The organism is Thermosynechococcus sp. HY596 (genome assembly GCF_030518715.1).
Lineage (GTDB): Bacteria > Cyanobacteriota > Cyanobacteriia > Thermosynechococcales > Thermosynechococcaceae > Thermosynechococcus.
In genome coordinates this window covers 890,974-917,175 of the sequence record NZ_CP130346.1, presented here as the reverse complement: position 1 = coordinate 917,175, position 26,202 = coordinate 890,974, and the positions used below count along the sequence as shown (strand labels likewise).

Below are 26,202 nucleotides of genomic sequence, written 5' to 3'. Positions count from 1 at the left end.
TTGAAAATCTCCAAAATCACTTGTGCTACAGTAACGGCAGGAACCTTGCCAGAAAAGGGCGGTAGGGGGGGTCTTTACCTAGGCAAATTAATGAAAATTGAAGCATGAAGAACATCATCTGTACCTCGCAGATGTTGGCATAACGACATTCACAACTCGGCGGGCATTCTGACTGAGAGAGTAGTGCCTCTCATCACAGCTGCGGGACAGCGGCAGATTTGCACTGCACTTTCCCCCTTGCGTCTGATGGCTGATCCCCACCAGAACCGAGTAAGTACATTAAAGGCTAACACAAGTTACGAGTTAAGGGTAAGAGCACGGCGGTCTATTGGCATGAAAAGCTGCCCCTAGGTTGACTGCTGCCGTTATTGTGCAACTGCTGAGGGTAAAATCAGAAATGGTTATCATTTTTCTCAGCAGCGTTCTTCTAAGTCAATATGCCCTCTGCCTGCCAGCCTTTACCGGCTTCCCTCGATCGCATTGTTCAGCGGTTCCAACAGATCTCAGATCCAAAGCGGCGCTATGAATACTTGCTGAGCTTTGCAAAGCGCCTGCCGCCATTTCCTGAGGAGCAGAAGGTCGCCGCCAACCGCGTGCCCGGCTGTGTCTCCCAAGTGTACGTGAAAGCCTCTTTAGAGCAGGGCAAGGTGATTTTTCAGGGGGATTCTGACGCTCAGGTAACGAAGGGATTGGTGGGGCTATTGGTCGAAGGGTTGAGTGGGTTGACACCCGCAGAAATCCTGCAGTTAAAACCTGACTTTATTCAGCAAACCGGACTAAATGTCAGCTTAACCCCCTCGCGAGCCAATGGCTTTTACAACATTTTTCGAACGATGAAAGCCCTAGCGTATCACTTGGCCGAGACTTCGTGTCACACTTAAAGCCTCAGCTGATGGGACTACAGCAGCAAAAGCTGGACTGGTTGCTAGAGAACACCTTTACGAAGGAGGATAATCCCTTAGTTGTAGGATGACGCAGCAATCCACACAACGGGGACATTAAGCTTCGTTTAAGGATTTAACACTTCTGCTTGTACCCCATATTAGAGAAGGTATGTACTTAGGAATAACAACTCGAATAAATAAAGCACAAATAAGAATTAATATTTGTAAAAGCAAGTTTTTTCCAGTTTCTACCTGTAAACGGAAGACATCACATACAACTGATAATTTATCAGTTGATGAAATACCGCCAAGCATAAATTCTCCGGCAATAAAATCGCATCCGTGAAACTTACAGCCATTTTGAATAGCAGTTTTGATAAAGAAGTAGTCTGCGCCAACTGGAAATCTATAGGAATAGTATCCTAGTTGCCTATGAAGATCGGTTTTAATTAGAGTACCAACAGCATGGGAAGATATGTAGGCTCCGGCTGAAAACAAATACGGTCTTCCTCTATTAGGGCGCCTTAATCGTTTACCTAACCACACATGTGCTGATAGTATATCTGCTTTCGTAGAGCAAGTAGCTTTTCTAAACAACTCTATTGCATTCTGTTCTAGTAAATCTCCAGCACCTAAAACAAGATAATAATCTCCACTTGCAATTTTAAGCGATTTATTGATCGCATGATATAAACTAAAATCTGGTTCTGAGATAATTTTTATATTTAAGCCCTTTGTAGACTGAATAATACTAATGGTACTATCAGTTGAAGCACCATCTCCAATAATCCATTCAAAGTTTTTATCCGTTTGACCTTGAAGGCTTTTAATGGTTCGAGTAATCGTATCTTCGACATTGAGAGTTGCCGTAATAATTGATATAAAAGGATAGGTCATAATGAGTTAACCTCTAGCTACTGCCACTGAACCTCGGCATCCATTGCATTCATTGCCGATGTCAGTTTCTCGATCAGTTGTTTAACCGGCAAGGCGCCGACATCGCCTGCAGCACGGGTGCGAATACTCACAGTCTCGCTTTCGACTTCCTTGGCACCCACAATGCCCATCACGGGAATTTTCTGGGTTTCAGCATTGCGGATTTGTTTACCTAGGCGATCGCCACTGCGATCCACGCTCACGCGCACACCCTGCTCTCGCAGTTGAGCGGCCACACGTTCGGCATAGGGGCGTTGCTCATCCCCCACGGGCAACAGGCGCACTTGCTCTGGTGCCAGCCAGAAGGGGAAATCCCCTGCATACTCCTCAATGAGAATGCCAATGAGCCGCTCCAGCGAGCCAAAGGGGGCACGGTGAATCATCACTGGTCGGCGGCGGGTATTGTCCTCAGCAACGTATTCCAAATCAAAGCGCTCAGGCAAATTGTAGTCCACCTGAACCGTTCCCAACTGCCACTCACGACCGAGAGCATCCTCAAAGATAAAGTCTAGTTTCGGCCCATAGAAGGCGGCCTCCCCAATCCCCAAGAAATGCTCCATGCCCAACTGTTCTACCGCTCGCTGAATTGCTGACTCCGCCTTTGACCAAGCCTCGTCGGAGCCAATGTACTTATCGGATTTGGGATCGCGGAAGCTCAACCGTGCCTTGAACTTATTCAGACGCAGACAGCGGAAGACCGAGAGAATGAGGTCAACCACATTCAAAAACTCGACATCCAACTGCTCTGGGGTGACAAAGAGGTGGGAGTCATCAACGGTAAAGCCCCGCACCCGTGTCAAGCCTCCCAATTCTCCCGACTGCTCATAGCGATAGACGGTACCAAATTCCGCCAGCCGCAGGGGTAAGTCGCGATAGGAGCGCAGCTCACTTTTGTAGATTTGAATGTGGAAGGGACAGTTCATGGGCTTGAGAACAAAACCCTGCTCGTGGGCAGCAGCCTCAGCATCTTCAGCCATCAGAGGAAACATATCCTCTTTGTACTTTTGCCAGTGGCCGGAGGTCTTAAATAGATCCACACGGGCAATGTGCGGACTCACCACCGGTAGATATCCCCGCTTCATTTGCTCTTTTCTGAGAAATTCCTCGAGGGTTGAGCGTAGAATCGTTCCCTTAGGAGTCCACAGGGGTAGCCCTGGTCCTACAGGATCAGCAAAGATAAAGAGACCCAGCTCTTTGCCCAGTTTGCGGTGGTCGCGGCGCAGGGCTTCTTCCTTGCGGCGTTTATACTCCGCCAGTTGCTCAGGGGTTTCCCAAGCAGTGCCATAAATGCGCTGCAGTTGGGCTTTGGTTTCATCGCCGCGCCAGTAGGCCCCAGCAACACTTTCGAGGGCGATCGCCTTGGGGTTAATCTCACCGGTGTTTTCCACATGGGGGCCGGCGCACAGATCCCACCACTCATCGCCGAGGTGGTAAATCGTAATTGGCTCTTCGAGGTCTTGGAGAATTTCTAGCTTATAGGGTTCTCCCAGTTCGCGGATACGCCGCTCAGCTTCCTCACGGGTTACTTCCTCACGGATCACTGGTAACTTGCGTTTAATGATCTTGACCATCTCCTTCTCAATGAGCTTCAGGTCTTTTTCGCTGAAGGGTTCGGGGTGGTCAAAATCGTAATAAAACCCATTCTCAATCCAAGGACCAATTGTAACCTGCGCCTTGGGAAACAGCTTCTGGACTGCCATGGCCAGAATGTGGGCACTGGTGTGGCGAATCCGCTTCAGCTGCTCCGACTCACTGGTTTTGGGGAGGTGGATAGGGGCAGCAGACTCTGGCATAGGGTGTGACGTATCGAACAAATCTTTGGTAGGGGTGAGACTTCTATTGTGACATTCTCCTGCCCTCAAGGGTGGGTCTTTGACCCCAAATTTTTGGGTTCAGGGACGCTTTGCGGCAGTGTAAGGCGAGTGGTCAACTCCAAAAGACAGGGCTATGCTAAGGTTGGAATCACGTGGTGGTCATGCCACTGCCGCCCTCTATTCACAATCTCTTCTATAGGAATCTTGTATAGGAATGGAGTGTTTCCGTGACTAGCCGCAAAGTCCTTGTCATTGACGACAGTAAAGTAATCCGGATGCGGGTCCGTGAAATGTTGCCAGAGGGCGACTATGAGATTCTTGAGGCCAAGGATGGCCGTGAGGGGCTGCAACTCATTGAGCAGTCTGAGCCGACGTTGATCATGCTGGATTTTCTGCTGCCGAAGGTGAGCGGCTGGGAAGTCTATCAAGAATTGGAGAAAAATGATCTCCTTGGCGCTATCCCCCTCGTAATTATGTCAGGGCGCAAGGAAGAGGTCACCGAAAAGCTCCAAGAACCCTTTGAGTGGTTTGAGTTCATTGAGAAACCCTTTGAAAAAGAACAACTCGAAGCAGCGATTCAAGAGGCCTTTCGCAAAGCTCGTAAGCCCAGACCCGTCAAAGCAGCAGCACCTGCGGAAGTAGCGGCTCCCGTTGCTGTGGATCTCACCCCCATCTATGACAAACTGGCCGCCCTTGAAGGTGCCATTCAAGCTTTGCAGGCGCAATCTGTCAAAGCAAATGACTTTGCTCAACTCCAAGCAACGGTTGCTCAACTGCAACAGCAACTAGCGGCAACAGCTAGTGGTGGGGATGACAATCGCCTCGCCGCTTTGGAAGCGGAAGACCAGCGGTTACACCACGAAGTCGAGCAATTGAAGCGAGCCATCCACCAAATTGTGACGGCATTGCGGCGATTGCAAGGGGGGCACTAAGCTACTGCCACTCAATTTCCCGGCGACCGGCAAGGGCACGGGCAAGGGTCATTTCATCGGCATAGTCAAGATCACCGCCCACCGGTAGGCCAAAGGCAATGCGAGTCACCTTCACAAAAGGCCGCAGCAGCTGCCCCACATAGAGAGTGGTCGTTTCCCCTTCAATACTGGGGTTGATGGCCAAAATCACTTCTTTGACCTGTGCTTGGCTGGCGCGCTGAATCAGAGGTTGAATGTGCAGGTGTTCGGGGGTGATGCCCTCTAGCGGAGAAATGAGTCCCCCCAAGACATGGTACTTGCCGTGGTACTCACGGGTTTTTTCAATGGCAATGACATCGCGGGAGTCCGCCACAACACAAATGGTGTGATCGTCCCGCTGGGGGGAGGCGCAGATGTCGCACACGGGTTCCGCAGAGAGGTGGAAACAAACGGAGCAGAGTCCCACCTGCTGTTTGGCGTCAAGGAGGGCTTGAGCCAAGGCTTGGATATCGGCTTCGGGACGTTTGATCAGATGGAGGGCAAGACGTTGGGCGGTTTTTGGGCCAATACCCGGCAGGCGTTGCAACTGCTCAATGAGGCGAGCAAGGGGACGGGTATAGACACTACTCATGGGTCAGCTAGGCAGGCACAGCAGCGGCAAGGGGGGCGATCGCGCTCAGGCGCAGTTTGGGATGATCTGCCATTGTCTGTTGCAGATTCCACTCATTCTTAAAGAGCAGCACCGGCCGTCCCCAACTGTCTTTGACGGTGACAGCATTAAAGATGCGGCCAATGGCTGCGAGGGCTTCCCAACCATCCAGTACCCAGCGCGCAACGGTATAGGGGAGAGGGTCAAGACGAGTTTCCACACCGTATTCGTTTAATAGGCGAAACTGCACCACTTCAAATTGCAGTTGGCCAACTGCCGCCAGAATCGGTTCTCGTTTCGATTCATCGGTAGAGTACATGATTTGCACGGCACCCTCTTCCCGTAGCTCATTCACCCCTTTTTGGAAGGATTTGAACTTGGAGGGGTTGGGGTTGCGCAGATAGGCAAAGAGTTCTGGGGAAAAACAGGGAATGCCTTCATATTCCAATTTGGGGCCGACATAGAGGGTGTCGCCAATGGCAAACATGCCTGGATTATTCAGGCCAATCACATCGCCCGCATAGGCCGTTTCAAGGGATTCGCGACCTTGGGCAAAGAGTTTTTGGGGGCGAGAAAGGCGGATAGTTTTGCCGGTGCGAGCATGGTTGACGGTCATGTCCTTTTCAAATTTGCCGCTACAGACCCGCACAAAGGCGACGCGATCGCGATGTTTCGGATCCATATTGGCCTGCAGCTTAAACACAAAGCCAGTGAAATGCTCCTGCGTCGGATCAATCGCCCCGCGATCGCTCTTGTAGGCCATGGGTGGCAACGCATAGGTCAAAAAGTGCTCTAGAAACAGGCGCACGCCAAAGTTGGTCATGGCACTGCCAAAGAAGACAGGAGTCATTTTCCCCTGATGCACCAGATCAAGATCTAGCTCCGCCCCCACGCCATCGAGCAGTTCTAGTTCATCCTTGAGTTGGTTGTATTCCAAGCGATAGGACTCAATGTAGGGATCAATGGCAGGATCCCCAAGGGCAATGACCGTTTCAGCCGCAGCACGGCTACCGTGGGTGGTGCGCTCAAAGAAGTGAAAATTCTGCCGCAGGCGATCATAGACGCCGCGAAAGCGATCGCCCATCCCCAGCGGCCAGTTCACAGGATAGGGAATCAGCCCCAGCTCCTGTTCAATTTCATCAATCAGTTCAAGGGGTTCCCGCCCCGGCCGATCCAGCTTGTTGATGAATGTAAAAATCGGCAGACCCCGCAGTTGGCATACCTCAAAGAGCTTGCGGGTTTGGGGTTCTAAACCCTTGGCCGCATCCACCAGCATCACAGCATTATCAGCCGCCGCAAGGGTGCGATAGGTATCTTCACTGAAGTCTTGGTGGCCGGGGGTATCCAAGAGGTTAATCTGATAGCCTTGGTACTCAAACTGCAAGACCGTCGAGGTAATCGAAATCCCCCGTTGTTGCTCCATTTCCATCCAGTCAGAGGTGGCTTGCCGCTGTGCCCGTCGTGCTTTGACGGCTCCCGCCTCGTGAATAGCCCCACCGTAGAGCAGTAACTTTTCCGTCAGCGTCGTTTTCCCGGCATCCGGGTGAGAGATAATGGCGAAATTACGACGTCGTTTCACCTCTTGGGTGATTTCATGGTGTAAGTCACTGGTCATGGCAGAATTTGTAGCAGCTTTTCTAGTGTAACAGATGGACTTTAATGACAATTAATAATGATAATAATTCGCCGCTGATTCTGGTCACCGGGGGCGCGGGCTATATTGGCAGCCATACCGTTTTGGCACTGCAGCAAGCCGGCTTTCAGGTTCTGATTTTAGATAGCCTTGAGCGAGGGCACCGCGATTTGGTCGAGTCTGTTCTTAAAACAGAACTCATTGTGGGTCATATTGGCGATCGCTCTCTCTTAGATTGGATTTTTCAAACCTATCCCGTGACGGCAGTAATGCACTTTGCTGCCTATATTGAAGTGGGCGAGTCTGTCCGCTCCCCTGATCGCTTTTATCAAAATAATGTTTATGGTGCCCTGACCCTCTTACAGGCCATGGTCGCCGCCGAGGTGCCTTACTTTGTTTTTTCCTCCACAGCCGCCGTCTATGGCTTGCCCTCAGAGGTGCCGATTCGCGAAACCTGTCCCTGTGCTCCCATTAACCCCTACGGGCGCTCTAAGTGGATGGTGGAGCAAATTGCTGCCGATATGGGCAGGGCCTACGGCCTCAAGTCGGTGATTTTCCGTTATTTCAATGCCGCGGGTGCGGATCCCGACTCCCGCTTAGGGGAAGATCACCATCCAGAAACCCACTTGATTCCCCTAGTGTTGCAGGCGGCGATGGGACGACGCCCCCACATCTGCATTTATGGCACAGACTACCCTACTCCCGATGGCACCTGCATTCGCGACTATATCCATGTCGTGGACCTAGCCCAAGCCCATGTGCTGGGATTAAAGTACCTCCTGAGTGGCGGCGACTCGCAAATTTTTAACTTGGGGAATGGCCAAGGCTTTTCGGTGCGGCAAATTATTGAAGCCGCTCAGAGGGTCACAGGTTGTTCGATTCCAGTCGTTGAGGGCGATCGCCGAGCAGGAGACGCCGCAATCCTCGTTGCCAATAGCGATCGCGCCCGTCAGATTTTAGGTTGGCAGCCGCAGTACCCTGACATCGAGCAAATCATTCATCACGCTTGGCGATGGCACCAATACCGCCACGGATCAGGCACAATTGTGGCAATATATAGCTATTCCAATCAAGAATGAGACATTATCCAGCACAATACTTGCGAATCACCTCATCCATAGAACGGTTTGACCCTGCATACCTCCGCGCTCGCTTCAGCCCACTCACTTCAGCCCACTAAAGTCATGCTCAACCACATTCAAATCAGGAGAGGATTTCGGTAAAAATAACACCGCGTGACCCGCCGCTTTTACCACTGCCTGCATCCCCCCTTGCGGATGAATCGGTGCATTATCCATAATCAACTAATCAACAGCGATGGTCTCTCTAACGCCGGCAAACAGTACTCACTCAGCCAGCTCACAAACCCTCACCCATTCAAATACCCGCAAAACAGCATTGGGGCTATAAAGTCTTTCTGGTGTCTATACCGTCCTGCCACTAAACGCTCTACTTTTCTGACACTTCCCAACTCTCCATCAATCCGTTAGCCTCGCGCTGACCACCCCTACTCACAGGCCACCTGAGAGTCAAACGCTGTCTCATCATCCGACACAGCCTGAAATATAGGGAACGATTGCGGCAACATAGACAAGAGACCTTCTGTGAAAACCACTATGGGTTGTAGCATTCTCCTTTCCTTTGTGGGTCACCAAGATCCGTACTCTGAGAAAACCAACCAAGAAGGCTCCATTGTTTCACTGGCAAAGTTTTTAGCCCAACAGCAGCCGATCAAACGGGTTCTATTGCTCTACACAGAAGACTTTCAACAACGGGCGATCGACACCAAGGACTGGCTTCACAGTGAGCTGCAAATTGGCGAGGAGGCAATTCACCTAGAAGTGGTCAGCAGGGAACTCTCCGCAGACCCAATTAACCCTGTCATCGCCGTCCAAGAGGCCAAGCGCGCACTACACCTAGCCAAGGGTTATCAAGACTCCAACGACTGGCTAGAACTGAATGGTTCCTCTGGTACCCCCGCCATGAAAGCAGCTTGGGGCATTTTACAGGCGATCGAGACGCAACACCGACTCCGGCTATGGCAAGCCCGCAATCCCCAAGAAATTCGACCGGGTCAAAAGCGAGTATTTGCGGTGGACTTAAATGTCTTTCGCCAAGCGTTAGATCGTCAAGGGATTCAACAGCAGTTGGATAGTTATGACTACCAAGGGGCTGAAATTTCCCTCAAGCATAGCTCTATTGAGGCTCCTCTGGCCTTAGCACTGATTCGCTATGGTAAATATCGCCTTGCCCGCAACTACCACCAAGCCTTTGATGCCATCAACCCCTACAAAACTAAGATTGAAAAGCTATGGCTTCAGGAAATCGCCCAACTGCGGCAGAACAATCGCCATGCCCTCTTTCGGGACACTTACTTTCAAGTTGTTGGCCTATTTACGGTGGGGCGCTATGCAGAAGCCCTAATCTTGGCCATGAGTTTGTACGAAAACCTATTGCAATACTTTGTACAAAAGACGGTGGGTCTTGACATTACAACTGATGGGGCAACGCGAGAACGCAGCTTGAACTTGCTGCAACACCACGATCACGGTCGGCTTTGGCAATACCTCAGAAGCTACCAGCGCAAAAATGGCGATCGCCTGTTCCTTGATGTCGTGACGCGGAAGCTTTTGCTAGCAGTTTTAGAGTATGACTCCCAAACAACGGATCTTGCTCCTCACTTCCAACGGATCGAGGCCTACTATCAGCAACGCAATAACGTTGTCCATCAACTGGCAGGACTGTCCGAGGTTGAAGATATGCAAGAAAAGGTGCTGAATGCCCTGAGACAGATATTAAGCAAAGTGTTGCCCCAAAAGCAATTGTCTTGCGATCCTTTCAAGGCCTTAAACCGCCTGATTGTCACTCACCTATCCCGCTGAAGCGACTCCATTAGCCTGATAAGGATTTTGTGCCACGATTGTGATGACCTCAAATCCCCCGCGATCGCCCCTCAGGTGATTTTCAAAGCCACGCGGATTGGGTAATTGATTATTAGGATCGTAAACAAAACAAATCAATTTTCTAAAACTCATTTCACTATGGCGGTACGCTTCAAGGTCTATTGCTAATTCGTCAAATAATCGATTGCGCCCTCTCTGTGCTGAGACTACCCCTCTCTGTGCTGAGACTACCTTGACCTCAATTGCCACCTTCTCATCAACAAGCATAAAGTCAATCAATCGACCATGGGAGTAGGGCTGAGGAATAGGGTACTCCCGTCTAATATCCGAGTTGGGAAACGTACTTCTCAAGAGCCTTTCAAGGACAACTTGCACATCTTTCTCTTGGAAATTACTGGGAAGCTGTGAATGCGCTCTACTGTAGAAATTGCGACATAGATCAAGAATTTGCTCTAGGGATTCTCGCTGGGAGTGATCTAAACTGACATCTGTTTGATCCCTTGGGGCGATCGCCCTTTGAGGTTGCTGACTGAGGAGAGCTTGCTGATTCTCGCGAATGGAAAACCAAGCCGCACTGAGACTAATTGAGACACCGCCGGTGGCTACAGCCATATTGCCATAGCCAATGCCCACGCCTGCACAACCCAAACCGAACAAAACTGCCAGATCAGCCCACAGGCATTTGGTCGAGTAGCCGAGGATGCGCAAAATTTTTTCTCGCAGCATAGGTTAAATAGACGATTTTTTGGTTAGTTTACATAGCTCTGTCCATAGAAGCAAGATGTAAACAATAATTTATGATTTACTAATTCCAATAAAGACTAATTCCAATAAAGACTAAAAGCAAAAAGCCCACCCCGAGAGGCAGGCTGACCCATTCCATGAGTTGTTTGTTCTTTCTAACCGCACAAGGGCTGCTGAAGAACGGATATGCCTAAGAGCGCAGCGACGACCTAGAGGCTATTCAAAAAGCCAATCAGACCGTGACCCGTAATCACTTCCAAGGCCAGCAGGGAGATAAAGCCAATCATGGCCAAGCGACCATTGAACAGTTCTGCATAGGGAGTAAAGCCGGCTTGCGGTTCACTCATCACGTACATTTTGGGTTCAATGGCAAAGTTGTTCATTTTGCCTTGATCATCAATGATGCTACCACCTCTCATTTTTGTCCTCCGTTTGTTACAAAGTGTTTCATGTTCTTAATATAACTTAACACTTCTGTGGGGGAATGGCAAGGGCTAACGGATTTTCTTAAGATTTGCAGTCTCTTCGGTTGTTCTTTGCGGTAAAAACACGGTTTCAGTACGCCAGTGTGCTAAAGATTGGGGTGGGAATCGCCCACTGGTATTCATGAGCCGCTTCTCTTTCCTCGGTTTTCACCCCTTCAGACGCCAATTACCCCGAGATCGGTCGGGCGTGGCGAAGTTTTTGTTGCAACCGCCGCAATGGTTACGTCTTGCCCTGCGTTTGCGTGGCTCAGTCATTCCGGCCATTCTTTCGGAAGTCCTCTTTTGCGGTGGCTTTGGCGTCTTGGTGACGGTGATCGACCTTTATGTGATCAATGTCCACTGGCCAGTGCTAGGCAGTCTCATTCCCTCGATTGTGCTGGGGTTGCTCCTCGTCTTTCGCACCAACACTGCCTATGAGCGCTTTTGGGAAGGCCGCCGCCAGTGGGGCAACATTGTGAATAATTCCCGCAGCCTAACCCGCTTGATGTGGACTGCCATTGACGAAAATAGTCCGGAGGATCACCAAGCCAAAATTGATGCCGTTCATTTAGTGGGGGTGTTTGCGATCGCCACCAAGCAACACCTGCGAGGAGAATCCTTTGCCGAACTGGAACCCCTGCTCAAGCCCCATCAATACAAAGAGCTACAAACGGTGCAAAATGTCCCCTTGCGCATTGCCCTGTGGATTGAGGACTATCTGCACCACCAGCACCGCTGTGGCTCCCTGTCCCTGTACCAACTCACTTACATGGATGAACTGTTGGTGCAATTGGTGGATGCCATGGGTGCCTGTGAGCGAATTTTGAAAACACCGATGCCCCTTGCCTATGCCATTCATCTCAAGCAGCTATTATTTCTCTATTGCTTGCTGCTACCCTTTCAACTGGTGGATAACCTTGTGTGGTGGACAGGCCCAATGGTGGGACTCATTGCTTTTACCCTCTTTGGCGTTGAAGAAATTGGCATCGAAATCGAAAATCCCTTTGGCCGTGACCTCAATGATCTGCCCTTGGATGCAATTTGCCTAACAATGCAGCAGAATATCAATGACCTCATTAGTGCGCCGACCCATCGCCATCGCTCCCCCCAGCCCTTTTCTTAACCGATCCTTAGGGGTAATTGATCATGACTGCAACTGTGGTTTCCCCGCCGCCAGCAAGGGTTCATTACGAAGTGGTGCATCACCTACCGGGGCGAGTGCGGTTGCGGATTCCCCGCCTGCAATATGACGATCGCTATGGGCGGCAACTGCAAGCTCTCTTTGTTCAAGAAGACAGTGTGCAACAAATTCGCCTTAACTTGCCCGCCGCTAGCCTGATTGTTCAATACAGTCCTGAAGCTGACAATCCCCTTCACCGCTTTGGCCAATTGATTCAGGCCGCAGCAGATGAGCGTTTACCCTTACCGGGGATGCTGCCCATTGATAAGTTGGTGTACTCCCCTTGGAACACCGCTTACTTTATCGAGAAAATGGCGCTACCCACCTTGGCGCTGGCGATCGTGGCGCTACTACCAGTACAAACCCCCTTCTACCCTGCCATTGTCGCCACTGTGATTGTGATTGTGGCACTGCCCACCTTCCAAGAAGCCCTAGAGAGCCTCGAACACCGCCATCTCAACGTCACCCAACTGGAATCCCTCTGGACGATTCTGCATACGCTGCAAGGGGAATACATGGCGCCGGTGTTAGCTGCCTTTATGGGGCAAGTGGGGGGGTCACTGCGGGATATGACCGCTCAAGTGGGGGAAAACCAAGTCTTTGACCCCCTCGATCAACAGCGCACCTATTGGGTAGAGCGGGGCGGCACTCGCCAAAATGTCTCTGTGCGCGAGCTACAGGTGGGCGATCGCGTGATTGTGGCCGCCGGATCTGCGGTGCCCGTGGATGGTACCGTGCTCTGGGGATCCGCCGTGATTCAGCGGCAGTTTCTCACGGGAGAGTCGGATCTACTGCCCTGTGAACCTGAGCAAACGGTGCTGGCCTCTTCCCTTGTGGTGCGGGGACAAATTTGCGTTGTTGCTGAAGCCGTTGGTGAAGAGACGCAGGTGGGCAAAACACTGCAACTGGCTCGCCAAGCGCCGCAACTGGATACCCGCATTGAAAACTACGCTGAGGAAATCTCGAACCAAGCCATTTTGCCGGCAATGGGCGTGGCTGCCATTGTTTATGGGGTTACCTTGGATGCCCATCGGGCGATCGCCCCTCTGCAATTGGATTTTGGCTCAGGGATTGGCATTACCATTCCCACTGCGATTTTGGCAGCCCTCACCTATGCGCCCCATGTCGGGGTGTATTTTCGCAATGGCCGCGCCCTTGAACTGCTCTCACGGGTTAATGTCATTGTTTTTGACAAAACCGGCACACTGACGGAAGTGAAGGGAACCATTGTGGGGGTCAATCTCCTCAAGCCCGGCCTGAGTGAGCAAACGCTACTCTATTGGCTGGCAACTGTGGAACAGTCAATCAATCACCCCTTTGCCCTTGCCATCCTTGAGTATGCGGCTGAACGCGGGATTGAGGGGGGAACCTATAGCAACTGGGTCTATGAGCCGGGTAAGGGGGTGGCAGCAACCGTCGAGGGGCAAGAGATTTTGGTGGGCACCCCCCAACTGATGCGCGATCGCCAAGTGCCCATTGATCTTGATGAACTGCGCACCCATGAAGGCGTGCTTTGGAACCGCTCCCTTGTCTGTGTTGCCTGTAATGGTGAACTGGTGGCACTGGTGTTCTATAGCAACCCCGTGCGTTCTGAAGCCGCTAGTGTGATTGCCGCTCTGCAACAGCGGGGTATTGAGTGCTATATGGTGACGGGAGATCACCACGAAGTCGCCAATGCGGTGGGCTATGCCACTGGCTTTCGTCTCGGTCAAATCTATACCAATAAAATGCCAGAGGACAAAGTTGAACTTCTAGAGAAGTTTAAAAATGGTGGCGAAAAAGTCGTGGCCTATGTGGGGGAAGGCTTCAATGATACAGCAGCAATGGCCTACGCTGATATTTCCATTACCCTTTCTGAAGGCAGTGATGCGGCGCGGCAAACCGCAGATCTTCTCTTGATGAATAATCGCCTTGAGGGACTGGTGCAGGCGATCGCCCTCAGCCAAGAAGTGATGAACATTATCAATCAAAATATCGCCCTTGTGGTCATTCCCAATGTCAGTGTGGTTTTAGCGGGGGTCTTTTTGAGCTTGCACCCTGTGATTGCCGTCTTGATTAGCAATGGAGCAACCCTCTTGGCCGAACTGAATAGCCTGCGCCTCCTCACGAACTATCGCCCCGTCAAAGTTGAGCACAAGTCCAGTCGTAGCCGCTCCCAAGCGGGGGTTCTCGATATTCCTTGGAAAAAACGTCCGCGCCGCAGTTTTGGTCATTTCGGCAGCGAGTTGAGTTCTGAGTCCCTCAGCAATGGCCACGTCCCCTCAGAAACTTGACCAACAACTTCAGCAGGTCAATCAACGCCTCAAACTGGCGCAGTTGGGTCTGCAAATTGAACAACGCGGCCAACGTCTCAGCCTGCGGGGTACCCTGCCGCCACGACCGGGCAGTCATCGGCTCCGCCCCCACCAACAGCGTTTAAGTCTAGGGTTACCCGCCACCCCCAGCGGTCTTAAGGCAGCGGAAAAGGAAGCCAAAATTATTGCCGCCAAATTACTGGAAAACACCTTTCGCTGGCAGGACTATGAACGGGTCAAGGGCTTAGGGCGCCTTGGGGAGTTATCCTTGGGGGAACAAATTACTGCTTTTGAAACTGCCCTGTTGGCTCAAGGGGATCTCAGCCGCACCACTTGGGAAACGGCCTATGCCCCCTATTTGCGGCAGTTGCTCAAAGCCGCCGCTACCCATCCCGACCATTCATTACCAGAACTGATCTATGGCCTGTTGCAGCAAATCCCCGCTGATAAGCGACAACGGCAGGTGGCCTGTACCGCCTTTCAAGGGTTTTGTCGGTTCCTAGGGGTGGAGTTACCGATTCCCCTAGCTCGGTTTTGGGGCACCTATTCGCGGCGATCGCTCCAACCACGGGAGTTACCCAGTGATGAGGAGATTCTAGCCGCCTACCAGCAGATTCCCAATCCCCAGTGGCGCTATGTCTATGGCTTAATGGCGGCCTATGGCCTGCGCAATCATGAAGTGTTCTTCTGCGATTTAAGTGGCCTTGTCACAGGTGACGCGGAAGGGATGATCGAGGTGCAGGAAACGACAAAAACTGGCTGCCATCAGGTGTGGCCCTTTCCTCCCCAGTGGGTCGAGGTGTTTGGCTTGCGATCGCCCCAGTTGCCGAGGATCAATACGGATTTGACCCAAACAACCCTCCAACGCATTGGCCAGCGGGTAAATCAACAGTTCCGTCGCTACGGCTTGCCCTTTCGTCCCTATGACTTGCGCCATGCGTGGGCGGTGCGCACAATTCACTATGGCTTACCCGATACCGTTGCCGCACGGATGATGGGACACAGTGTGGCGATTCATACCCAAACCTACCACCGCTGGCTGACCCTACGGGATCAACGGCAGGCAGTGGCTCGTGTCCTTACTCAATTCGAATGCTCTTGAAGTCACTGGGGGGGGGTGGCGGCGGGCTGGGGGGCTGATAGTCGCCGTACTGCTTGAGCCAATCGCTGACTGGCTTTTGATCAAGGCTCAACCCCAACAATCCAGAGACAAAGCCGCCCATAAAGGCAACGGGTTTTTGGCTCAACTCTTTGACAAGGGGCGCTAATTCGCTCAAGAACATAGGCTATCTGGCAATATCAGCACAGGTTTCCTCACTGATTGTAGCTTAGGCACAGCGGAACGCACCTAAAACTTGGCACGGACAACAAATTCATAATCGCCCCCCGGCTCCAATTGATAGTCTTGGGCTTCCAGAAACCGCCCCAAGGGTTCTTTGATCAGAGCACGCCCAAGGGCTGGGGAGATTTGCAGTTTTTTCGCCTTAAATTGCCAGCAAAATTCCCACTGGTACTCGCTGGCGCAGACATGGCCACGAATGTGACCCTCTTGCCAACTGTGGGCAATGATGCGGACATAGGCAGTAGTTTGGGGTAGGGAATGGGGAGCCACAATGCAATTCGGTCAACGCAATTGGGTGACGATTTGATTATTGATGAGACGCTCTTGGGTGAGCAAGTCATCAACGGTAACTCGCAGTTGGCGATCGCCATCCACTTGAAAGAGAACCCGAATGCGATCGCTCCCCGGATAGCCAGGGGGATCCAGCTTGGCGAGGGTTTTGCCTTGGGGGGTGTCATTGAGGGGCTGCACCGTGCGTTCACCGGCACTACGGGTAATCAGGCGATCGCCATCAAAAAAGATCTCCACACCCCCTTGCTCGTCCCCCAATTCACCAATCACCAGTTCAATACTGGGCTGTCCCTCCGTCGAGGCCCCTAAAATCAATTCCACGGGTTCGCCCATGGGGTAGGGTTGTCCCCGCTGGATAATGGGGTGCCAGCCATGACGGTTGAGCTTAGCATCCCAGAAGCGAATGCCGTAGCTGTGGTAGAGAAAATCCTTGAGATCCAGCCCTTGGGTCACTGCTAGAGCACCCATGGCCACCGCTGTAAAAGGCTGTTGGGCGTTGATCTTTGTGGCCTCAAAATACTCAGCAACCCATTTTTGCACCGCTGGAATTTGCGTTGTCCCCCCCACTAGGAGCACCGCATCAATCGTGTCGGGGGTGATCCCTTGGCGGCGAGCCTGTTGGAGTACTTGAGTGAGGGCATCATCGAGGCGTTGGAAAAATTGCTGTTGGCGAAGCATCTCCTCCAGTTCAGACCGTTCGAGGCGCAGTTCAAGGGTGGTAAAGGTTTCGCTGTCAAAGTACACCTCTTGGGCATAGGGCTGCTGTGAGAGTTGAATTTTTAAGCGCTCGGCAAGGCGCAGGAGTAGGCTATTGGCGGTCATTCCCCGCTTCACCCACTCATCCACAATCCAGTGGTCAATATCGGTGCCCCCTAAATTTAAGCCCGCTTTGGCAATCACCCGCGCTGTGCGAGGCCGTTGGTTGTCGCTTGAGGCCCACTGGCGATCGCCCCACTTGAGAATAAATCCCAAAGGACGGCTTTGGCGTTGATCGGTCTTGAGTTCCACAAGGGAGAGATCGAGGGTGCCCCCACCAAAATCAATCACTAAAATCAGCGGGCGATCGGCCACGCCATAACCTAAGGCCGCGGCCGTGGGTTCATCCAAGAGGCGAATTTGCTCAATGGCAAACCCCTCACACACCTGCAACAGCCAACTGCGATAGGTTTCAAAGCTATCCACCGGCACGGTGAAGATCAACCCCTGTTCGACATCGCCGCCGCTAGTGTGTTTCAGTTCCTTCAACAGGGCTTGCAAAAACCACGTGCCAATGGTTTCAAAGCTCAAAGAACAGCCATCCAGCTCGGGTAAATAGCCCTGTACGGTGGCGCCAATCCCCCGCTTAAACCGCGAGAAAAAGCGACGATCGCCCACGACATCAAACCCGCGATCGCGCACCTGCTGCCCCACCACCACAAGGGGGACACTGGCATCCTCCACATAGGCCAAGCTAGGAATGAGCGCCGGTACCTCACCAAACCCCACCGAGAGTCCAGAGAGCGTTACCGCTTCCGCCGCTTGGGTGGCATAATTCCACCGCGCCACCAACGTATTACTGGTTCCAAAATCAATTGCGTAGGTCACCGTTTGCACACATCAACCGCATTCTCTCATCCCTACCTTACCGAGATTTTTTCCCCTTGAGATCCTGAGAGTATGTCACAATAAGAAAGCGATCGCGAAAAGATTTAGGTGATTTTGGGAATGGCGAGCCAAACAGGTGTACTACTTCTCAATTTAGGGGGGCCCGATCGCCCCGAGGATGTGCGCCCCTTTTTGTACAACCTGTTCTCTGATCCCGAAATTATTCGCCTACCCTTCCGTTGGCTGCAAAAGCCGCTTGCTTGGTTTATCTCCGCCAGTCGTGCCCGGCGCTCTCAGGCCAACTATGCCCAAATTGGTGGCGGCTCTCCCCTGCGGCGGATGACTGAACAGCAAGCCCGTGCCCTCAAGGATGCCCTAGGAGGCATTGGCATTGAGGCCAATTTGTACATTGGTATGCGCTACTGGCACCCCTTTACCGAGGAGGCGATCGCCCAAATCAAAGCAGATCAAATTCGCGATCTAGTGATTTTACCTCTTTACCCGCAGTTTTCCATTAGCACCAGTGGCTCTAGTTTTCGCCTCCTAGAGAGCCTGTGGAACCAAGACCCTGAATTGCAAAAGATTCGCTATACGCTGATCCCTTCTTGGTACAACCACCCCGGCTATGTGGCGGCTATGGCGGACTTGATTCGCCAAGAACTCGACCAATGCCCCAACCCCGACGAAGCCGTGATTTTCTTTAGTGCCCACGGCGTTCCCAAAAGCTATGTCACCGAAGCAGGGGATCCCTACCAAGAGGAAATCGAAGCCTGTGTAAAGCTCATCATGGCTGCCCTGAATCGCCCCAATGTCCATGTGTTGGCTTATCAAAGTCGGGTGGGGCCTGTGGAGTGGCTGCAACCCTACACCGAAGATGTGATTCCTGAGTTGGCCGCTCAAGGGGTGAAAACCCTTGTTGTTGTTCCCATTAGCTTTATTTCAGAACATATTGAAACGCTTCAAGAAATTGACATTGAGTACCGCGAGATTGCTGAAGAAGCGGGTATTGAAGTCTTTCGGCGGGTGCCTGCCCTCAACGATCACAAGGGGTTTATTGCTGCTCTTGCCCAGCTAGTGAAGGACGCCCTTGCTGCTCCACCCCGCACCTTTGCCGAAGTGAATAAGTCTCGCAAGCGCGTCAAGCTCTATCCTCAGGAGCGCTGGGAATGGGGGATGACCTCCGCTGCTGAACGCTGGAATGGTCGCTTAGCAATGTTGGGATTTTTAGCCCTGATCATTGAGTTAATCAGTGGTCAAGGGCCATTACACATGCTGGGGCTGCTGTGAAAAATTGCCGCCTGCTGCCCATAGGAACCTGAAAATTTTCGATAGAATAGGGGGTAACCTCACTGGCAAAGGGCTACGCCTGTGTCTGAATCGCCCAAACCGGAATTTGACAAAGAAAAGTTCCTCTTCCCCACCAGCCGCTACCATGGTGTATTTACGCCGCAAAACTTGGCCTTTAATGCCAATTTGCAGGAATTTGCTCAACGGGTGAGCTATATTTGTGGTCTGGAAACCGGCGGCAAAATTAGCACCGAGGAGGCCTACAGTCAAATTAAGGCACTTTGGAAGCAACTGAAGAAATCACGAGACTTGCTCTTTGCCAATGTTCCTCCTGAGGAGGATACGGATAGTTCAGATGTTGATTAGTTCTTGATGCGTTCTGATGGCTCGCTTAGCACCGACAACACTACTGTTAAGCTTGAGTACCGCTCCCTTTCTAGCGGCTTTGTGCCTAGGGCAGGGATTATGGCAGATGGGATTGTCCTTGAGTGCAAGCAGCACTGAGCTATTACGGGGCGATCGCCTGCCCTTGGTCGAACAGGATGAAACTTGAGTCCTAGGGATAAAAGGCGACCTGCGGTAAGCCCAGCGTTTCTGGCCAGCCCATCATTAGATTCAAGCATTGCACCGCTTGGGAAGCCTGTCCCTTCATTAGGTTATCAATGGCGGACATGACAATCACCCGGCCGGTGCGCTCATCCACCTCAATGCCAATAAAACAGGCATTTGTGCCCCATGCCCATTTCGTCTGGGGATAGAGGCCGGGGGGCAGGATATTCACCCAAGGGGAATGGCGATAAAAAGCTTGGTAGATGGTGATTAAATCTTCACGCACTAGACCGGGATCCCGCAGCGTGGCATAGACAGTGGCCAAAATCCCCCGTGGCATGGGCACGAGGTGGGGCGTAAACTGCACAAGGACGCTTTGGCCGGCTAATTCGCTACAAATAGCTTCAATTTCTGGGGTGTGGCGATGTCGAGCAACACTGTAGGGAGCAAGGGAGTTGTCAGCTTCCGCAAGCAGGAGATTGATTTTGCCCTGACGACCACCGCCGGAGGTACCGGACTTAGCATCAATAATTGCCGTATTCGGTTCAATCAGACCCTGCTTCATCAGGGGTGCTAGAGCCAGCAAGCTAGCGGTGGGATAACACCCCGGACAACCAATGAGGGCACTTTGGCGAATGCGATCGCGATAGAGTTCTGGCAACCCATAGACCGCCTGTCGGACCGTAGCCTCATCTTCCCTTGGTTCACCGTACCACTGGGTGTAGGTTTTCAAATCCTGAAAGCGATAGTCTGCCGACAAATCCAGCACTTTGCAGCCCTGCTCAAGGAGTTGCGGGGCAAGCTTACAGGCAATGCCATTGGGCAGCGAGAGAAACACCACTTGGGCGCGATCGCGAATCACCTCCACAGATACGGGTTCCACCGTGAGATTCACCCGACCCTGCAAATGGGGATATAGCTCCGTGTAGGGGCGACCCGCACTCCCCTCACCGCCAAGGTATGCAATCTCCACTTGGGGATGGTCAAGGAGTAAACGCACCAGTTGGACGCCCCCATAGCCAGAGGCCCCCACAATCCCCACCGTCACGCGATCGCCCATCGTTCCTCAATCCTGCCGCTGTTGTTGGCCTCACCACTGCGATAGTGCCATCCAATCCCCTGTTTCGCCAAGGGGGCAGACCACGCTGAAGAAGTTAAGAATTATTACAAATCTCCCCTTGCGTTTCCTCACCTAACCCTTGAACCGCCTTGGCTGGTACAAGCTAAAATAACGACGAGTAACCTGTGGGGAATTGTGAATCGATGACATCGCCAATTGATTGGGACTACTTGGCTGCCCTTTCGGGGGGCGATCGCGAGTTTGAAATGGAATTGCTGCAAACCTTTGTCGAGGATGCCCAAGAGCGCCTCCAAACATTGGCTAACGCTGTCAACCAAGGCAACATTGAACAAATTAAGCGGGATGCCCACCATCTCAAGGGAGCCAGTGGTAATGTCGGCATTACTGCCATGCAAACCATCGCCGCCCAACTGGAACAATCCACAACCCCGCAAACGCTCGCCCAAGCCAAAGCCCTAGTGGAAGAGCTACAGCGCATGTTTGCCACCGTTGCTAGTGAGGTCTCCGCTTAAGACTCATGTCGATCCTGCCCCCCGATAGTCTGGAGACTGCCCTTAGCCAAGCCCAACAGGCCACCCAAGCTGCGCTTCAAGAGGGGAAAAATCGGCTGCAAATCGAGATCCTGTTGCCCGATCTCAATGCGATGGCCTTTGCCGCTGGCTACCTCCCTTTGTTTGAGGAACTAGGTCGTGATCTCAAGGTCTTTTTTGCCGATGCCGGATCTGCCGCCCTAGCCCGTCGCGAATGGGGAGAAACCGCCTATAGTGTGCGGGGCGTGAATGAACTACTGACACCCATTGCAGCGAGCGATCGCGCCATTGTCATCGTTGCCCCAACCCCTGTAGAAGTCAATGCCATTGAGCAGATGTGTGAAACGGCTGGCGATCGCCCCTTTATCCTTTTGAACCCAAGGCTTCAGGATGTGGCCGTCGTTGGTATTGGCTACGCCGGTCGGCGGCTGCGGGAGCGATTTCTCAACACCCTTGAACCCTGCTACTACCTTCGTCCCCTCGCAGAAACCATCATTCTCTGGCGCTGTTATCCGCAACCGTGGCAAATTTGGCAATACGGCAAAACCGCCCCCACCTGCCTAGCAGAATTTGAGCAACGCCCCAGTAGTGAAGACATTGAGCGTGCCCTGACGCCCCAAGGCAAACCCCGTGGTCAGGGAATCTTTAGTCGCTTGGGTGCCTTTTTGCGAGCACTTCAGAACTAGCCAATCTCTAAGGGGTGGCCGGTTCAGTGTTACTGGTTGGCGGGGGTGACACCTCGGGCATTGTGTCTGTCGGTGGCGGTGAGGGCGTAGGTGTTGGTGGAGATGGTTCAACGGTGGTGGGGGGGGCGACGGGAGGCTCTGCGTTCTTTGGGGGCTTTGGGGACTTTGGGGGTTTTGGAGAGAGGGATGGAGGAGGAGTCGGCGTTGGTTCTGGGGATGCTTCCTCAGGACTCGGGCTAGGGGTAGGCGTTTCCGTTGGCTCTGGGGTGGGCGTCGGTTCCGTAGGGGTGGGTTCCGGCTCTGGCGTCGGTGTCGGGGTGGGAGTGGGCGTCACCTCTACAGGTGGCACAATGGTCGGCAGGGTGGGTGGAAATTCCTGTTCCTGAGGACGCGGGGGGCGAGGGGTGACTGTGTCCACGGGTTGGTTGCGCAAAAATAGCCCTAGGCCAATGCCTGCTAAGCTGCCAAAGATTGCCGTTCCCAACAGCCATAGCCACGGCGAAAAATTGCGTTGTTTGAGGGGAGCAACGACGGCTGTCCCCTCCGGTTGAGTATTTGCCAAGATAGTGGATCGGTACTGCGGCATCACCGCTACCGTTGCTGTGGTTTGACGCGCCACGGGCTGTCCCATGAGCAGTTGCAGCCATGCCCGCACCGTTTGGGGACGTTCGCGGACATCCAAAGCCATTCCTGCTTCAATGGCATCAATGGTGCGCTGACTAAGATTGGGCTGAAACTGGCGTAAATCCTCGAGAGGCACGCGATCGCGCAAGACCGAGGCCACAGGAGGGCGTCCTGCCAAAAGGGCATAGAGCGTTGCTGCTAGGGCATAGACATCCGTTGCCGGCGTCCATTGGTGGCGGGGTAAATACTGCTCCACCGGCGCATAACCTGCTGAGAGCAATCCCGTATTTGTTTCCGTCACCCCAGCAGTGTATTCACGGGCAATGCCAAAGTCAATCAGCACCACTTGATCTGTGCCGTCCCGCAGCATGATGTTATCGGGCTTGACATCGCGGTGCAGCAGCCCATGCTCATGCACTAATTCAAGGGCGCTAGCCACCTGGCGAATATAGTGGAGAGCCGTTTTTTCCGGTAGGGGGCCTTCCTCCTGAATCACTTGGGCCAATGTTCGTCCGGGGATATAGTCCATGACAATGAAGGGACGCCCCCCCTCAATAAAGCAATCACTGACGCGCACAATGTGGGGATGATTAAACTGGGCAAGGCGCTGCGCTTCTTGGATAAACCGCTCCCTCAGATCATGAATCCGCTTCGGGGGTTCCTGCTGCAGGTTCAATGTTTTGAGCACCACTGGCTGATGGAGCAGGGTGTGGGTTGCGCGATAGGTGACACCAAAGCCCCCCTGACTCAAAAGGGCATCGAGGCGATATTTTCCCCCTTGGAGGGTTGTGCCCACACTAAGCAAACTGAGGGAGGACATAGGCACCTTAGGGACGCAATGGAGCAGATGGAGTAGTGGTTGGCAGTGGGGCTAAGCGTTGACTGAGAATAACCAAGCGATAGCCCAAATATGCAGGTAAGGTTGCCATCATCATCAAGAGTATCACGGACAACAAAGATTCCCATTCAAACCGAGACCCATAGTAGCTGCGGTAGGGATCGTAGTTGGCACTGGGCTTGATTTTTTCCCGCAGGGCCATGGGTCGCTTAAAGCGCAATCGGCGATCGTCGAGCTTCTCAAATAAAATCCAACCCCCTTGGGCTTCCTCTTGGCAGACTTTGCGCAGGACATCGGGATCATGAAATTGGTTGCGGCGCGATCGCAGAATTTTGAATTCCCAACCTGCCAGCTTGGGGGATACTTGACGCTGTTCTTCTTTGGAGGGGTAGGTGGTCAACTGTTCCTCTTCTTCATCGCGTTGTTGGCTGAGTTGCTCCTGCCAGCTCCACCACTGATGGTAAAGCAGCGCCCATAGGCCTATACTGCCACTTAGCAGGGAGAATAGCAGCGCTTCAGCCATGGGATCTAGGGGTAAGATGCTGCTTGGTGATCATAGCCAAAAAGTTGCTTCCTGCTCAGGAGGGCTCCTCTTCCCGACGCACAAAATGACAGATGCCCCGTTCTGAGGCACTAATAAAATCGCAAAACTCTTGAATGAGGGGATGGATAAACTGTTCCCGCAGGTGCTGTACCGCTTGGGAGGTGGTGAATTGGGAGCGGTAGAGGATATCCAGCGCTTTTTTAAGCAGTTGGCGCTCTTGCGCTGAAAAGCCAGCACGTCGCAAACCCACCACATTTAAGCCCATGATCGTATTGGTACTCAGACTACGGGTCATACAAAAGGGGGGCACATCTTTTTGAATGGCAGTGCCGCCGGAGAGCATGGCCAAGCGACCAATACGGGTAAATTGATGCACAAGGCAGTTGCCGCTGATAAAGGCGCGATCGCCCACATGGGCATACCCGGCAATCAAAGTATTATTGGCGATCGTCACATGGTTTCCCACATAGACATTGTGACCTAGATGACTGTGGGCCATCAGCAGACAATCATGCCCGACATGGGTGACGGTTTCTGGTTGGGTTCCCCGATGAATGGTCACGCCCTCGCGCAACGTACAGCGATCGCCAATGTGGACATAGCTAATCCCCCCCTGATAAGCCACATCTTGGGGGAGATCGCCAATGACTGCCCCACTATGCACTTTGCAGTTCTCGCCAAGACGGGTATATCCCAACAGGGTGACATGGGGAGCCAACTGCGTACCGCGTCCAATCTCCACCGTGGCCGCCACATAGCAAAAAGGACCAATCTCCACCTCTTCCCCAATGTGGGCACCCGCCTCAATCACTGCCGTGGGATGAACCGCCATGACATTCCTGCACGATTGGCTAAAGATTCTTAACATAAAAGAGATTAAGCGATTTTGATCCCCGATGACGAACGACCTGCGGCAATATCTCCAGCTTTTAGAACAGCGGCAACAACTGCGACGCATCACCGTACCCGTTGATCCCGATCTGGAGATGGCGGAAATCTGTAACCGCCTGTTGGCTGCCGGCGGGCCAGCGTTACTGTTTGAAAAGGTCATTGGCTCTCCCTATCCCGTGGCAATTAACCTCTTGGGCACCGTCGAGCGCGTGTGCTGGGCCATGAACATGAACCACCCCTTAGAGCTAGAGACCCTCGGGGAAAAGTTGGCTAAGCTACAACAGCCGAAGCCGCCCAAAACCCTGAGTCAAGCCCTTGATTTCGGCAAAATTCTCTTTGATGTCGTCCGTGCCAAGCCGAGTCGCGATTTGTTACCCCTCTGTCAGCAGGTGGTGATCAAAGACCCCGATTTGGATCTACGGCAACTGCCCCTGATTCGCCCCTACCCCAAGGATGCAGGCAAAATTATCACCCTTGGCCTCGTCATTACCAAAGACTGTGAGACGGGCATTCCCAATGTCGGGGTTTACCGCTTGCAACTGCAATCCCCAACCACCATGACCGTGCATTGGCTTTCAGTGCGGGGAGGAGCACGCCATCTCCGCAAAGCTGCCGCCCGTGGCAAGAAGCTAGAAGTGGCTGTGGCATTGGGGGTGCATCCTCTAATCATCATGGCGGCGGCAACGCCAATTCCCGTGGATTTATCCGAATGGCTCTTTGCGGGTCTCTATGGTGGGGGCGGCATTCATTTGGCCAAGTGCAAAACCCTTGATCTCGAGGTGCCTGCCCACGCGGAATTTGTCCTTGAGGGCACCATTACCCCCGGTGAAGTTTTGCCCGATGGCCCCTGTGGCGATCACATGGGCTACTACGGTGGCGTTGAAGACTCCCCCGTCATTCATTTCCACTGCCTGACCCATCGCCGCAATCCCATTTACCTGACAACATTTAGCGGTCGCCCCCCCAAGGAAGAGGCCATGATTGCCCTTGCCCTCAACCGCATTTACACACCCATTTTGCGGCAGCAGGTACCGGAGATTGTGGACTTCTTTTTGCCGATGGAAGCCCTCAGTTATAAGGCGGCGATTATTTCCATTGACAAAGCCTATCCTGGCCAAGCACGCCGCGCTGCCCTCGCCTTTTGGAGTGCCCTACCCCAATTTACCTACACCAAGTTTGTGATTGTTGTGGACAAAGAGATCAATATTCGTGATCCGCGTCAGGTGGTGTGGGCGATCAGCTCCAAGGTGGATCCCAGCCGCGATGTCTTTATTTTGGGAGATACCCCCTTTGACTCCCTTGACTTTGCCAGCGAAAAAATCGGCCTTGGGGGACGCATGGGCATTGATGCCACCACGAAAATTCCCCCAGAAACAGACCATCCTTGGGGCGATCCCCTCACATCGGATCCTGAGGTGGCACGGCGAGTCACAGAACGCTGGCAGGAATATGGCCTTGGCGATATTGACTTAACAGCCGTAGATGCGACGCGGTTCGGCTATGAGCTAGACCCCGCCTTTCGTTGGCGATAATCGGAGAAACA

The 26,202-nt window shown here is 52.8% G+C and carries 25 protein-coding genes, 2 pseudogenes and 1 riboswitch; of the genes and pseudogenes, 13 read left to right on the top strand and 14 right to left on the bottom strand.

Going from position 1 to position 26,202, the window contains the following annotated elements; all coding sequences use genetic code 11:
• Nucleotides 1-140 precede the first annotated feature (140 nt).
• A riboswitch (cobalamin riboswitch) is annotated at nucleotides 141-286 on the bottom strand.
• A gap of 151 nt (nucleotides 287-437) precedes the next feature.
• On the top strand, nucleotides 438-881 hold the full coding sequence (locus QYC28_RS04645; RefSeq protein ID WP_286649917.1) for a SufE family protein: 444 nt from the start codon (nucleotides 438-440) through the stop codon (nucleotides 879-881).
• A gap of 117 nt (nucleotides 882-998) precedes the next feature.
• Here the strand turns inward: QYC28_RS04645 and QYC28_RS04640 are convergent, their stop codons facing one another.
• Both QYC28_RS04640 and thrS read right to left on the bottom strand, forming a co-directional pair.
• Nucleotides 999-1,781, bottom strand: coding sequence for a glycosyltransferase (locus tag QYC28_RS04640; protein WP_302679917.1), 783 nt, complete (start codon nucleotides 1,779-1,781; stop codon nucleotides 999-1,001).
• Between the two features lie 17 nt (nucleotides 1,782-1,798).
• A complete protein-coding gene (gene thrS, locus QYC28_RS04635; RefSeq protein WP_302679916.1) occupies nucleotides 1,799-3,613 on the bottom strand; it encodes a threonine--tRNA ligase in 1,815 nt (604 codons plus the stop codon).
• Nucleotides 3,614-3,861: 248 nt separating this feature from the next.
• Here thrS and QYC28_RS04630 point away from each other — a divergent pair.
• Nucleotides 3,862-4,401 (top strand): annotated as a pseudogene (locus tag QYC28_RS04630) (response regulator); the annotation flags it as partial.
• A gap of 166 nt (nucleotides 4,402-4,567) precedes the next feature.
• Here the strand turns inward: QYC28_RS04630 and recR are convergent.
• Together recR and prfC are read right to left on the bottom strand one after the other, a co-directional pair.
• The gene (gene recR / locus QYC28_RS04625) at nucleotides 4,568-5,176 is read right to left on the bottom strand and encodes a recombination mediator RecR (protein ID WP_149818619.1); all 609 of its coding nucleotides are present in this window, start codon (nucleotides 5,174-5,176) and stop codon (nucleotides 4,568-4,570) included.
• 7 nt (nucleotides 5,177-5,183) lie between these two features.
• Complete coding sequence (prfC, locus tag QYC28_RS04620; protein ID WP_149818617.1) at nucleotides 5,184-6,809, bottom strand: peptide chain release factor 3; 1,626 nt, start codon at nucleotides 6,807-6,809, stop codon at nucleotides 5,184-5,186.
• A gap of 44 nt (nucleotides 6,810-6,853) precedes the next feature.
• Here prfC and galE point away from each other — a divergent pair, with 44 nt between their 5' ends.
• Nucleotides 6,854-7,906 (top strand): UDP-glucose 4-epimerase GalE, encoded by a 1,053-nt coding sequence (gene galE, locus QYC28_RS04615; protein ID WP_302679915.1) that lies wholly within the window; start codon nucleotides 6,854-6,856, stop codon nucleotides 7,904-7,906.
• A 4-nt stretch (nucleotides 7,907-7,910) separates the two neighbouring features.
• Here galE and QYC28_RS13245 read toward each other — a convergent pair.
• A pseudogene (locus tag QYC28_RS13245) lies at nucleotides 7,911-8,277 on the bottom strand (transposase); the annotation flags it as partial.
• A 166-nt stretch (nucleotides 8,278-8,443) separates the two neighbouring features.
• On the opposite strand from QYC28_RS13245, the gene QYC28_RS04605 reads away from it, so the two are divergent.
• Entirely contained in the window at nucleotides 8,444-9,709 is a 1,266-nt protein-coding gene (locus tag QYC28_RS04605; RefSeq protein WP_302679914.1) for a hypothetical protein, read from the top strand.
• Here the strand turns inward: QYC28_RS04605 and QYC28_RS04600 are convergent.
• Both QYC28_RS04600 and QYC28_RS04595 read right to left on the bottom strand, forming a co-directional pair.
• The gene (locus QYC28_RS04600; protein WP_286626817.1) at nucleotides 9,698-10,456 is read right to left on the bottom strand and encodes a hypothetical protein; all 759 of its coding nucleotides are present in this window, start codon (nucleotides 10,454-10,456) and stop codon (nucleotides 9,698-9,700) included. The two genes, QYC28_RS04605 and QYC28_RS04600, sit on opposite strands and share 12 nt — an antisense overlap.
• Nucleotides 10,457-10,683: 227 nt before the next feature.
• Nucleotides 10,684-10,893 (bottom strand): chlorophyll a/b-binding protein, encoded by a 210-nt coding sequence (locus QYC28_RS04595; RefSeq protein ID WP_149818613.1) that lies wholly within the window; start codon nucleotides 10,891-10,893, stop codon nucleotides 10,684-10,686.
• 187 nt (nucleotides 10,894-11,080) lie between these two features.
• Here QYC28_RS04595 and QYC28_RS04590 point away from each other — a divergent pair, with 187 nt between their 5' ends.
• From QYC28_RS04590 to QYC28_RS04580, 3 genes are read left to right on the top strand one after another with little or no spacing between them, the layout of a single operon-like run.
• Nucleotides 11,081-12,061 (top strand): bestrophin family ion channel, encoded by a 981-nt coding sequence (locus QYC28_RS04590; protein ID WP_315863213.1) that lies wholly within the window; start codon nucleotides 11,081-11,083, stop codon nucleotides 12,059-12,061.
• 23 nt (nucleotides 12,062-12,084) lie between these two features.
• Nucleotides 12,085-14,391, top strand: coding sequence for a heavy metal translocating P-type ATPase (locus QYC28_RS04585; RefSeq protein WP_302679912.1), 2,307 nt, complete (start codon nucleotides 12,085-12,087; stop codon nucleotides 14,389-14,391).
• Nucleotides 14,366-15,514 carry a tyrosine-type recombinase/integrase gene (locus tag QYC28_RS04580; RefSeq protein ID WP_302679911.1) on the top strand — a complete coding sequence of 383 codons (1,149 nt, stop codon included), beginning with the start codon at nucleotides 14,366-14,368 and terminating at the stop codon, nucleotides 15,512-15,514. Before QYC28_RS04585 ends, QYC28_RS04580 begins: the two co-directional genes overlap by 26 nt.
• Here QYC28_RS04580 and QYC28_RS04575 read toward each other — a convergent pair.
• The 3 genes from QYC28_RS04575 to QYC28_RS04565 all read right to left on the bottom strand — a co-directional run bounded on the left by QYC28_RS04575 (nucleotide 15,492) and on the right by QYC28_RS04565 (nucleotide 17,629).
• Nucleotides 15,492-15,695: a hypothetical protein gene (locus QYC28_RS04575; protein WP_011058047.1), complete on the bottom strand. Its 204-nt coding sequence runs from the start codon at nucleotides 15,693-15,695 to the stop codon at nucleotides 15,492-15,494. The two genes, QYC28_RS04580 and QYC28_RS04575, sit on opposite strands and share 23 nt — an antisense overlap.
• Before the next feature lie 65 nt (nucleotides 15,696-15,760).
• Nucleotides 15,761-16,024 carry a DUF3146 family protein gene (locus tag QYC28_RS04570; RefSeq protein WP_149818605.1) on the bottom strand — a complete coding sequence of 88 codons (264 nt, stop codon included), beginning with the start codon at nucleotides 16,022-16,024 and terminating at the stop codon, nucleotides 15,761-15,763.
• Between the two features lie 12 nt (nucleotides 16,025-16,036).
• Nucleotides 16,037-17,629, bottom strand: a complete 1,593-nt coding sequence (locus tag QYC28_RS04565) for an Hsp70 family protein (RefSeq protein ID WP_149818603.1) — start codon at nucleotides 17,627-17,629, stop codon at nucleotides 16,037-16,039.
• Between the two features lie 120 nt (nucleotides 17,630-17,749).
• On the opposite strand from QYC28_RS04565, the gene hemH reads away from it, so the two are divergent.
• From hemH to QYC28_RS04550, 3 genes are all read left to right on the top strand, one after another.
• Nucleotides 17,750-18,916: a ferrochelatase gene (hemH, locus tag QYC28_RS04560; RefSeq protein WP_190278227.1), complete on the top strand. Its 1,167-nt coding sequence runs from the start codon at nucleotides 17,750-17,752 to the stop codon at nucleotides 18,914-18,916.
• Between the two features lie 81 nt (nucleotides 18,917-18,997).
• Complete coding sequence (locus QYC28_RS04555) at nucleotides 18,998-19,282, top strand: hypothetical protein (protein WP_149818600.1); 285 nt, start codon at nucleotides 18,998-19,000, stop codon at nucleotides 19,280-19,282.
• Between the two features lie 16 nt (nucleotides 19,283-19,298).
• Nucleotides 19,299-19,469 (top strand): hypothetical protein, encoded by a 171-nt coding sequence (locus QYC28_RS04550; RefSeq protein WP_149818598.1) that lies wholly within the window; start codon nucleotides 19,299-19,301, stop codon nucleotides 19,467-19,469.
• Between the two features lie 3 nt (nucleotides 19,470-19,472).
• On the opposite strand, the gene argC is transcribed toward QYC28_RS04550, so the two are convergent.
• Nucleotides 19,473-20,525 (bottom strand): N-acetyl-gamma-glutamyl-phosphate reductase, encoded by a 1,053-nt coding sequence (gene argC / locus QYC28_RS04545; protein WP_149818596.1) that lies wholly within the window; start codon nucleotides 20,523-20,525, stop codon nucleotides 19,473-19,475.
• Between the two features lie 203 nt (nucleotides 20,526-20,728).
• On the opposite strand from argC, the gene QYC28_RS04540 reads away from it, so the two are divergent.
• Both QYC28_RS04540 and QYC28_RS04535 read left to right on the top strand, forming a co-directional pair.
• On the top strand, nucleotides 20,729-21,058 hold the full coding sequence (locus QYC28_RS04540) for an Hpt domain-containing protein (RefSeq protein ID WP_302679910.1): 330 nt from the start codon (nucleotides 20,729-20,731) through the stop codon (nucleotides 21,056-21,058).
• A 5-nt stretch (nucleotides 21,059-21,063) separates the two neighbouring features.
• Nucleotides 21,064-21,762, top strand: a complete 699-nt coding sequence (locus QYC28_RS04535; RefSeq protein ID WP_286626807.1) for a DUF1995 family protein — start codon at nucleotides 21,064-21,066, stop codon at nucleotides 21,760-21,762.
• Between the two features lie 7 nt (nucleotides 21,763-21,769).
• Here the strand turns inward: QYC28_RS04535 and QYC28_RS04530 are convergent, their stop codons facing one another.
• From QYC28_RS04530 to lpxA, 3 genes are read right to left on the bottom strand one after another with little or no spacing between them, the layout of a single operon-like run.
• Complete coding sequence (locus QYC28_RS04530; RefSeq protein ID WP_302679909.1) at nucleotides 21,770-23,206, bottom strand: serine/threonine-protein kinase; 1,437 nt, start codon at nucleotides 23,204-23,206, stop codon at nucleotides 21,770-21,772.
• Nucleotides 23,207-23,213: 7 nt separating this feature from the next.
• Nucleotides 23,214-23,747: a hypothetical protein gene (locus QYC28_RS04525; protein WP_302679908.1), complete on the bottom strand. Its 534-nt coding sequence runs from the start codon at nucleotides 23,745-23,747 to the stop codon at nucleotides 23,214-23,216.
• Nucleotides 23,748-23,802: 55 nt separating this feature from the next.
• Nucleotides 23,803-24,600 carry an acyl-ACP--UDP-N-acetylglucosamine O-acyltransferase gene (gene lpxA / locus QYC28_RS04520; RefSeq protein ID WP_302679907.1) on the bottom strand — a complete coding sequence of 266 codons (798 nt, stop codon included), beginning with the start codon at nucleotides 24,598-24,600 and terminating at the stop codon, nucleotides 23,803-23,805.
• A 64-nt stretch (nucleotides 24,601-24,664) separates the two neighbouring features.
• Between lpxA and QYC28_RS04515 the strand changes: the two genes are divergently transcribed.
• The gene (locus QYC28_RS04515; protein WP_149818584.1) at nucleotides 24,665-26,191 is read left to right on the top strand and encodes a UbiD family decarboxylase; all 1,527 of its coding nucleotides are present in this window, start codon (nucleotides 24,665-24,667) and stop codon (nucleotides 26,189-26,191) included.
• Nucleotides 26,192-26,202 lie beyond the last annotated feature (11 nt).

Bases quoted from the DNA above. Each gene is read 5' to 3' on its own strand.
- QYC28_RS04645 (WP_286649917.1), top strand. From the start codon at position 438: ATGCCCTCTGCCTGCCAGCCTTTACCGGCTTCCCTCGATCGCATTGTT.
- QYC28_RS04640 (WP_302679917.1), bottom strand. From the start codon at position 1,781: ATGACCTATCCTTTTATATCAATTATTACGGCAACTCTCAATGTCGAA.
- thrS (WP_302679916.1), bottom strand. From the start codon at position 3,613: ATGCCAGAGTCTGCTGCCCCTATCCACCTCCCCAAAACCAGTGAGTCG.
- recR (WP_149818619.1), bottom strand. From the start codon at position 5,176: ATGAGTAGTGTCTATACCCGTCCCCTTGCTCGCCTCATTGAGCAGTTG.
- prfC (WP_149818617.1), bottom strand. From the start codon at position 6,809: ATGACCAGTGACTTACACCATGAAATCACCCAAGAGGTGAAACGACGT.
- galE (WP_302679915.1), top strand. From the start codon at position 6,854: ATGACAATTAATAATGATAATAATTCGCCGCTGATTCTGGTCACCGGG.
- QYC28_RS04605 (WP_302679914.1), top strand. From the start codon at position 8,444: ATGGGTTGTAGCATTCTCCTTTCCTTTGTGGGTCACCAAGATCCGTAC.
- QYC28_RS04600 (WP_286626817.1), bottom strand. From the start codon at position 10,456: ATGCTGCGAGAAAAAATTTTGCGCATCCTCGGCTACTCGACCAAATGC.
- QYC28_RS04595 (WP_149818613.1), bottom strand. From the start codon at position 10,893: ATGAGAGGTGGTAGCATCATTGATGATCAAGGCAAAATGAACAACTTT.
- QYC28_RS04590 (WP_315863213.1), top strand. From the start codon at position 11,081: ATGAGCCGCTTCTCTTTCCTCGGTTTTCACCCCTTCAGACGCCAATTA.
- QYC28_RS04585 (WP_302679912.1), top strand. From the start codon at position 12,085: ATGACTGCAACTGTGGTTTCCCCGCCGCCAGCAAGGGTTCATTACGAA.
- QYC28_RS04580 (WP_302679911.1), top strand. From the start codon at position 14,366: ATGGCCACGTCCCCTCAGAAACTTGACCAACAACTTCAGCAGGTCAAT.
- QYC28_RS04575 (WP_011058047.1), bottom strand. From the start codon at position 15,695: ATGTTCTTGAGCGAATTAGCGCCCCTTGTCAAAGAGTTGAGCCAAAAA.
- hemH (WP_190278227.1), top strand. From the start codon at position 17,750: ATGGCGAGCCAAACAGGTGTACTACTTCTCAATTTAGGGGGGCCCGAT.
- QYC28_RS04550 (WP_149818598.1), top strand. From the start codon at position 19,299: ATGGCTCGCTTAGCACCGACAACACTACTGTTAAGCTTGAGTACCGCT.
- argC (WP_149818596.1), bottom strand. From the start codon at position 20,525: ATGGGCGATCGCGTGACGGTGGGGATTGTGGGGGCCTCTGGCTATGGG.
- QYC28_RS04540 (WP_302679910.1), top strand. From the start codon at position 20,729: ATGACATCGCCAATTGATTGGGACTACTTGGCTGCCCTTTCGGGGGGC.
- QYC28_RS04535 (WP_286626807.1), top strand. From the start codon at position 21,064: ATGTCGATCCTGCCCCCCGATAGTCTGGAGACTGCCCTTAGCCAAGCC.
- QYC28_RS04530 (WP_302679909.1), bottom strand. From the start codon at position 23,206: ATGTCCTCCCTCAGTTTGCTTAGTGTGGGCACAACCCTCCAAGGGGGA.
- QYC28_RS04525 (WP_302679908.1), bottom strand. From the start codon at position 23,747: ATGGCTGAAGCGCTGCTATTCTCCCTGCTAAGTGGCAGTATAGGCCTA.
- lpxA (WP_302679907.1), bottom strand. From the start codon at position 24,600: ATGGCGGTTCATCCCACGGCAGTGATTGAGGCGGGTGCCCACATTGGG.
- QYC28_RS04515 (WP_149818584.1), top strand. From the start codon at position 24,665: ATGACGAACGACCTGCGGCAATATCTCCAGCTTTTAGAACAGCGGCAA.